This window comes from Curtobacterium sp. MCBA15_001, from assembly GCF_001864835.1.
Classification (GTDB): Bacteria; Actinomycetota; Actinomycetes; order Actinomycetales; family Microbacteriaceae; genus Curtobacterium.
Genome location: NZ_MJGI01000021.1, coordinates 133,306 through 141,630, shown reverse-complemented (window position 1 = coordinate 141,630; position 8,325 = coordinate 133,306). Strand labels below are relative to the sequence as shown.

The window sequence follows — 8,325 nt, the reverse complement described above, 5'->3', positions numbered from 1 at the left end:
TCGCCGTACTGCGGTGCCGACGCCGGCGTGATGCGCTCGCCGTACCGCGGGGTGTCGCCCTGCGGCTGCCCCCAGCTCGGGGTCCGGCCGTCGGCCGTCCGGTCGTCGTTGCTCCGGTCGTCGTTCGTCATGACATCCCCGTCTCGCGGTCGCTCGCGCGAGTGCGCGCTCGTGCCGTCCATCCTGGCAGTGCGACCCGCGGGACGCCCGGGAGCGCCACGACGACGGAACCGCGCCTCAGGCGCCGAACACCGACCGGTTCGGCTCCGGCGAGGCGATCGCGGTGGCATCGGTCACGATCGGCGCCCCGGCGATGAAGGCCTTGAGCTCGGCGCCGTGCACGACCTTCGCCGGCATCGGGTCGGACGAGTACCGCCGCGGCATGTCCGCCACCGGCAGGTCGGTCGGCGACCCGAGCAGCACGATGTTGCCGAAGCGCCGGCCCTTGAGCATCCCGGTGTCCGCGACGGCCGCCACCGACGGCAGCACCGACTGCAGCGTCGACGCCTGACCCCGGGCGAACGCCAGACCGGCGCCGTCGGCCACGTTCACCGCGATCATGCCGGTGGGGGAGAGGAACTCGGCCACCGACCGGTAGAACTCGACGCTCGTCACGTGCGCCGGGATCCGGGCACCGCCGAACACGTCGACCACGGCCAGGTCCACCGTGCCGCGCAGCCCGGCGGGCAGCTTCGTCAGGACCTCGCGGGCGTCGCCGTACCGCACGCGGATCGACGCGCCGCGGGGGAAGGGGAGCACCTCACGCACCTGGTCGACCAGGTCCCGCTCGAGCTCGATGACCTGCTGCCGCGAGCCCGGCCGGGTCACTGCGACGTAGCGGGGGAGCGTCAGGGCCCCAGCGCCCAGATGCAGCGCCGTCACGGGGCCGGCGGGCAGCAGGTCGATCGCGTGCCCGATGCGGCGGATGTACTCGAAGGCCAGGTGGGTCGGGTCCTCGAGGTCGACGTGCGACTGCGGGGTGCCGTCCACCACGAGCGTGAAGGACCCCGGGCGGTGCCGGTCGGGCTCGATGACCGAGAACCCCGCACCGAGCTTGAAGCCGTCGAACGCGTCTGCCATGCGGTCAATGGAACACCACCGGCATCACCACCCGGGTCACCACCCCTGGGTGGTGGGGCCGCGGGCGCTGCCGATCGAGCATGGGAACACCCGGTCGGAACCGCTCCGACCACACGCGAAAGGCACACACCATGTCCGTCCAGCTCCTCGCGAACATCGTCATCGGGCTCGCCCTCGTCGGCTTCCTCGCGTACCGCCAGGCGACCTGGCAGTACCTCGACCCGGCACGCATCTGGCGCACCCCGCTCGTGATGGCGGTCATCGGGGTCGTCGTCCTGGCACAGACCAAGGCCACCATCACCACGACCGACATCGTGTTCCTGGGGATCGAGGCGCTCGTCTCGATCGGCGTCGGCATGACGATGGGCCGCATCACCACGTTCCGCACCGCCGCGACCCCGGACGACAAGGGCCGCACGCTGCAGTCCCGGACCGGCGGCATCGGCGCGGCACTCTGGCTCGTCCTCATCGCCCTGCGTGTCGGACTCGACGCCCTCGGCGGGCAGATGGGTGCCCACCTGCTGACCTCCACCGGCGCGATCCTGCTCATGCTCGCGATCAACCGTGCCGCCCGTGCCCTGGTGATCGACCAGCGCATCCCGGGACGGACCAGCGGCATGATGGTCCGGTGACCCTGTCCTCCGGCGACGACGCGACCGACCTCCCCGGAGGCCGGCCGCGTTCGCGTCTCGGGTGGGTGCTCAGCGTCGTCGGGGTCGTCGCCGTCGCCTTCTGGTTCGTCCGGAACGGGATCGCGCTCGACCACCCCGCCTGGGTCTGGGTCGTCGGGGCCGTCGCGCTCGCCGCGTGGGCGGTGCGCCAGGGCCTGCGTGACCGCCGCGGAGCGCTGGTGACGGCGTGTGTGATGGTCGTCGTCGGCTCGGTGGGCGTGGTGCCGACGGACGCGCTCCTGCTCGTGCCGGTCATCGTCGGGATCGTCGGGCTGCAGGCCTCGACGACGGTGCCGGTGTGGTCCGGTGTCGTCGCGGCCCTCGTCGCGCTGGTCGAGATCGCCGTCGGTGCGACGGTCGTGCACGTGGCGCCCACCTTCGTCCTCGGCACGGCCGCCGGACTCGTGCTCGGCGTCCTCATCGGCTTCAGCCGTCGGCAGGTCCGGCTCGCCGCCGACCAGGCACGACGGTCCGCCCGGGACCAGCAGCGCGCGGCACTGTTGGCCGACCGGTCCCGAGCGGCCCGCGACATCCACGACGTCCTGGCGCATTCGCTCGGCGGCCTGGTGCTGCAGCTCGACGCGGTCGAGGCCCTGCTCGAGGCCGGACGGGTCGACGAGGCCACGCGCCGTGCCGCCGACGCCCGCACCCTGGCCGCGGACGGCCTGGCCGAGGCCCGCCGCGCGGTCCACGCCCTCCGCGAGGACAGCGGCGCGACCGGCGTCACGCCGGACCGGTCCGCAGCACCCACCGCCCCGAGCGCGCCGGGACCGACCCGGGCCTCCCGTCCGGACCTGCCCGCCCTGGTCGCGGCGCACCGCTCCTTCGGTGGCCAGGTCGACACCCGCGGCGACCTGTCGCTCGCCGACCTGGACGCGGCCCACCGGGACGCGGTCCTCGCCGCCACCCGGGAGGCCCTCAGCAACGCCCGCAGGCACGCGCCGGGCCGCCCCGTGTCGCTGTCCGTCATCCGCGACGGTGACGCCGTCGACGTGGTCGTCGCGAACCCGCTGGCCGCCGGCGGCCACGGCCTGGTGGGCATGCGTGAGCGCTTCGCCGAGCTGGACGCCGGCGCGGGGATCGAGGCCGGGCGGTGCGATGACGAGTTCGTCGTCGCGATGCACGTGCCCGTCACCGACGTCCGAGTGGACGTGGACGGCGCATGAGCATCCGCGTGCTGGTGGTCGACGACCAGGCGATCGTGCGCGACGGCCTGGTGACGGTGCTGTCCCTGGTGCCCGACCTGCAGGTCGTGGGACAGGCCGCGGACGGTGCCCAGGCGATCGCCGCCGTGGCCGAGCTCGCCCCCGACGTCGTGCTGATGGACCTGCGGATGCCCGGGGTCGACGGGCCCACGGCGACCGCACGGATCACGGAGCAGCACCCCGGGGTCGCGGTGCTCGTGCTGACCACCTTCGCCGACGACGAGTCGATCACGACCGCGCTCCGAGCCGGAGCCCGCGGGTACCTGACCAAGGACGCCGGCCGGGCGGAGATCGCGACCGCGGTGCGCGCCGTGGCCTCGGGCCAGAGCACGTTCGACGCGGCGGTCGGGGCGCGACTCGTGGCGCAGCTCGCCGGCGGCCCCGTACCCGTCGTGCCCGACTCGACGGAGGACGCCAGCCTGCGCAGGCGCTTCCCCGAGCTGACCCCGCGCGAGGCCGACGTGCTCGAGCGCATCGCGGACGGCCGGACGAACCCGGAGATCGCCGCCGAGCTGTTCCTGACGGTGCCGACCGTGAAGTCGTACGTCAACCAGGTGTTCCAGAAGCTCGGCGTCCGCAGCCGTGCCGAGGCGGTCGCCCGCGTCCTGCGCTGACCGCCTGCGCTGCCGCATCGTGAACGGACAGTGAACGCCAAGCGTCGCCGCGTACCGTTGTCGTTCGTCCCCGCGCCGGACGCGTCGACCTCCGGGATCCCCACTCCCGCTGGTCCGCAGTCCGGCCGACCGTGACGTGCGTCCACCGCCGTCACCCGTGGTCCCTCGCGACCACGACTCCGGCCCATCGGCGTGCCCTCCACCTGCGCCCGCCCGAGCCGCGCGCAGCGCACCGCACCACGGCAGGAGAGCCGATGTCCGCCGACACCATGACCATCCAGACGCACCGCCTCGCTCCCGCGAGCCGCGCCGCCCGGACGGGCCGGCCCTCCCGACCGGCTCTCCCGCTGCTCGCCGACCGCGAGGGTGCGCCGACGTGGATGCGCGCCACCGGCGCGGCGCTCCTGGTCGCCGGGGTCGGTCTGAGCGCCGCGGTGCTCGGCTGGCCGGGCGACGCTCCAGAGATCGCGCTGCTCGTCCCCGGGCTGGTCGGCACGGTGGTCGGACTGCTCCTGCTGGTCGCCCGCGCGGGCTTCACGATCACCGAGGACGCCGTCGTCCTGCACTTCCGCCCGCTGCCGCCCCGCCGGATCGCCCGACGTCGGATCGCGCACGCGCGCCTCGTCGAGGCCGACGCCGGCACGTACGGCGGCATCGGCCTGCGTCGACACCACGGCGTCCGGGCCCTGCTGCTGTCACCGGGGCTCGGCATCGAGCTCACCGACGACCGCGGTGCGGTCACGTTCGTCCGCACCCGGCGCCCCGAGGACGCGTTCCGTGTCCTGGCCGGGCAGGCCGGGCAGGCCGGTCGGGTGGGAGGCCCGGTGACGGTCGAGCGCGAACGGCTCGGTTGAGCGGATCCGCGGTCGTGCGGCCGGGAATGCGGGCCGCTCGGCGGTGCTTATACACGTCGCCAGCGAATTTGGTCAAGCCAGGACTGGACACGGTGCGCGGACGCTGCCTATGATGACAGTTCGCGCTCCCTGGCTGCGTGTCGTCATATTGCGGTCGACTCGACGTCCCTCTCGGACTGATCCACCTCGGATCGCTCCGAACTCGGACTGGCCCAGGTGCTGCCGCTCCCGCACATGACGGCGGGGGCCGCTCACCCAGATCATCGCACACGCCCTCTGTCCCAGTGGTCATCCAACCCAGTGGTTCGAGCGTGTGTGCGTGTCTCGAAGGGTCGCGACGAGCGTCAATCCACTCACCTACATGCTGCCCGTCAGTACCGGCCCGACGGGGCCAACCGGAGGTCACACCCTTGGCTGCTGCGCCCAACGCATCCACCAACCCCAAGAACGGTCGCAACCACTCGCGACTCTCGTTCGCCAAGATCACGGACACCCTCACGGTTCCTGATCTGCTCGCTCTCCAGACGGAGAGCTTCGACTGGCTCGTCGGCAACGACGTCTGGAAGGCCCGACTGGCCGAGGGGCAGGAGCAGGGTCGCACCGACCTCGCGCTGCACTCCGGCCTCGAGGAGATCTTCGAGGAGATCTCCCCGATCGAGGACCTCGGCGAGACGATGCAGCTCTCGTTCACGTCCCCGGAGCTCGAGGACCCCAAGTACTCGATCGACGACTGCAAGGAACGCGGCAAGACCTACGCCGCCCCGCTGTACGTCAACGCCGAGTTCATGAACCACATGACCGGTGAGATCAAGACGCAGACGGTCTTCATGGGCGACTTCCCGCTCATGACCGAGCGCGGCACGTTCATCATCAACGGCACCGAGCGCGTCGTCGTCTCGCAGCTCGTCCGCTCGCCGGGCGTGTACTTCGAGCGCCAGCAGGAGAAGACGTCCGACAAGGACATCTACTCCGCTCGCGTCATCCCCTCGCGTGGTGCCTGGCTCGAGTTCGAGATCGACAAGCGCGACCAGGTGGGCGTGCGCATCGACCGCAAGCGCAAGCAGTCGGTCACGGTCTTCCTCAAGGCCCTCGGCCTGACCTCCGAAGAGATCATGGAGGAGTTCCAGGGCTTCGCCTCGATCGAGTCGACCCTCGAGAAGGACGCCATCCTCACCAAGGAAGAGGCGCTCAAGGACATCTACCGCAAGCTCCGTCCGGGCGAGCAGGTCGCGGCCGAGGCAGCGCGTGCGCTCCTCGACAACTTCTACTTCAACCCGAAGCGCTACGACCTGGCGAAGGTGGGCCGCTACAAGCTCAACCGCAAGCTCGGCATCGACGCGCAGCTGAGCGACTCGGTCCTGACCGTGCAGGACATCGTCCGCACGATCAAGTACCTGGTCTCGCTGCACGCCGAGAAGACCAACCTGGACGGCGTCCGCGACGGCGAGCCCGTGCAGCTGCGCCTCGACGTGGACGACATCGACCACTTCGGCAACCGTCGCATCCGCGCGGTGGGCGAGCTCATCCAGAACCAGGTCCGCACCGGTCTGTCCCGCATGGAGCGCGTCGTCCGCGAGCGCATGACCACGCAGGACATCGAGGCGATCACCCCGCAGACCCTGATCAACGTGCGCCCCGTCGTCGCCGCGATCAAGGAGTTCTTCGGCACCTCGCAGCTGTCGCAGTTCATGGACCAGAACAACCCGCTCGCGGGCCTGACGCACAAGCGGCGTCTGTCGGCCCTCGGCCCGGGTGGTCTGTCCCGTGAGCGTGCCGGCGTCGAGGTCCGCGACGTCCACCCGTCGCACTACGGCCGCATGTGCCCGATCGAGACCCCGGAAGGCCCGAACATCGGCCTGATCGGCTCGCTCGCGTCCTTCGGTCGGATCAACTCGTTCGGCTTCATCGAGACCCCGTACCGTCGCGTCGTCGACGGCGAGGTCACGAAGACCATCGACTACCTGACCGCTTCGGAAGAGGACGAGTTCGTCGTCGCGCAGGCCAACGCCCCGCTGACCGACGACTTCCACTTCGCCGACGACAAGGTGCTCGTCCGCAAAAAGGGTGGCGAGGTCGAACTCGTCGCCCGCGGCGAGGTCGACTACATGGACGTCTCCCCGCGCCAGATGGTGTCGGTCGCGACGTCGCTCATCCCGTTCCTCGAGCACGACGACGCGAACCGCGCCCTCATGGGTGCGAACATGCAGCGCCAGGCCGTGCCGCTCCTCCGCTCCGAGTCGCCGCTCGTCGGCACCGGCATGGAGGGCTACACCGCCATCGACGCCGGCGACGTCGTCACCGCCGACAAGGCGGGTGTCGTCTCCGAGGTCTCGGCCGACGCCGTGACGGTCCAGCTCGACGAGGGTGGGACGCAGTCCTACTACCTGCGCAAGTTCGACCGCTCGAACCAGGGCACCAGCTACAACCACCGTGTGGTGGTCAGCGCCGGTGAGCGGATCGAGCAGGGCGAGGTCATCGCCGACGGCCCCGCGACGGAGAACGGCGAGCTCGCGCTCGGCAAGAACCTCCTCGTCGCGTTCATGCCGTGGGAGGGCTACAACTACGAGGACGCGATGATCCTGTCGCAGAACCTCGTGAAGGACGACACGCTCTCCTCGATCCACATCGAGGAGTACGAGGTCGACGCCCGCGACACCAAGCTCGGCAAGGAAGAGATCACCCGCGACCTGCCGAACGTCAGCCCGGACCTGCTGGCCGACCTCGACGAGCGCGGCATCATCCGCATCGGCGCCGAGGTCCGCCCCGGCGACATCCTGGTCGGCAAGGTCACGCCGAAGGGCGAGACCGAGCTCTCCGCCGAGGAGCGCCTGCTCCGTGCCATCTTCAACGAGAAGTCGCGCGAAGTCCGCGACACCTCGCTCAAGGTGCCCCACGGTGAAGAGGGCACGATCATCGGCGTCAAGGTGTTCGACGCGCAGGACGGCGACGACGAGCTCGGCTCGGGCGTCAACCAGCGCGTGGTCGTCTACATCGCCCAGAAGCGCAAGATCACCGCTGGCGACAAGCTCGCCGGTCGTCACGGCAACAAGGGCGTCATCTCGACGATCCTGCCGGTCGAGGACATGCCGTTCCTGGCGGACGGCACCCCGGTCGACATCGTGCTGAACCCGCTCGGCGTCCCCGGCCGCATGAACTTCGGCCAGGTGCTCGAGATCCACCTCGGGTGGCTCGCCAAGCAGGGCTGGAACGTCGAGGGCATCCAGGAGTGGGCCTCGGCCCTGCCGGAGGCAGCGCGCAGCGCCGAGCCCGGCACCAAGGTCGCCACCCCGGTGTTCGACGGCGCCTACGAGCGTGAGATCGAGGGCCTCCTCGACTCGACGCTCCCGAACCGTGACGGCGAGCGCCTGATCGGTTCCTCCGGCAAGGCCCAGCTCTTCGACGGTCGCTCCGGCGAACCGTTCCCGGAGCCGGTCTCGGTCGGGTACATGTACATCCTGAAGCTCCACCACCTGGTCGACGACAAGATCCACGCCCGTTCGACCGGTCCGTACTCGATGATCACGCAGCAGCCGCTGGGTGGTAAGGCGCAGTTCGGTGGACAGCGTTTCGGCGAGATGGAGGTGTGGGCACTCGAGGCATACGGTGCCGCGTACGCCCTCCAGGAGCTCCTGACGATCAAGTCCGACGACATCCTCGGCCGCGTGAAGGTCTACGAGGCGATCGTCAAGGGCGAGAACATCCAGGAGCCGGGCATCCCCGAGAGCTTCAAGGTCCTCATGAAGGAGATGCAGTCGCTCTGCCTGAACGTCGAGGTCCTCTCGGCCGACGGCCAGGCGGTCAGCCTCCGCGACACGGACGACGAGGTCTTCCGTGCCGCTGAAGAGCTCGGCATCAACATCTCCTCGCGGTTCGAGTCGTCCTCCGTCGACGACATCTGATC

The 8,325-nt window shown here is 70.6% G+C and carries 6 protein-coding genes; 5 read left to right on the top strand and 1 reads right to left on the bottom strand.

Translation table 11 applies throughout. From position 1 onward, the window contains the following. Window positions 1–237: 237 nt before the first annotated feature. Window positions 238–1,080: a spermidine synthase gene (locus BIU90_RS07110; RefSeq protein ID WP_071299523.1), complete on the bottom strand. Its 843-nt coding sequence runs from the start codon at window positions 1,078–1,080 to the stop codon at window positions 238–240. Between the two features lie 131 nt (window positions 1,081–1,211). Here BIU90_RS07110 and BIU90_RS18240 point away from each other — a divergent pair, with 131 nt between their 5' ends. From BIU90_RS18240 to rpoB, 5 genes are all read left to right on the top strand, one after another. Further along, window positions 1,212–1,712, top strand: coding sequence for a hypothetical protein (locus BIU90_RS18240; RefSeq protein ID WP_071299522.1), 501 nt, complete (start codon window positions 1,212–1,214; stop codon window positions 1,710–1,712). Further along, the gene (locus BIU90_RS19165; RefSeq protein WP_139195151.1) at window positions 1,709–2,917 is read left to right on the top strand and encodes a sensor histidine kinase; all 1,209 of its coding nucleotides are present in this window, start codon (window positions 1,709–1,711) and stop codon (window positions 2,915–2,917) included. Before BIU90_RS18240 ends, BIU90_RS19165 begins: the two co-directional genes overlap by 4 nt. Then, complete coding sequence (locus BIU90_RS07095) at window positions 2,914–3,570, top strand: response regulator transcription factor (RefSeq protein ID WP_071299521.1); 657 nt, start codon at window positions 2,914–2,916, stop codon at window positions 3,568–3,570. The genes BIU90_RS19165 and BIU90_RS07095 overlap by 4 nt, the downstream gene beginning before the upstream one ends. 254 nt (window positions 3,571–3,824) lie before the next feature. After that, on the top strand, window positions 3,825–4,424 hold the full coding sequence (locus BIU90_RS07090) for a hypothetical protein (protein WP_071299520.1): 600 nt from the start codon (window positions 3,825–3,827) through the stop codon (window positions 4,422–4,424). Between the two features lie 410 nt (window positions 4,425–4,834). Beyond that, a complete protein-coding gene (gene rpoB / locus BIU90_RS07085; protein ID WP_071299519.1) occupies window positions 4,835–8,323 on the top strand; it encodes a DNA-directed RNA polymerase subunit beta in 3,489 nt (1,162 codons plus the stop codon). The last annotated feature ends 2 nt before the right edge of the window (window positions 8,324–8,325 follow it).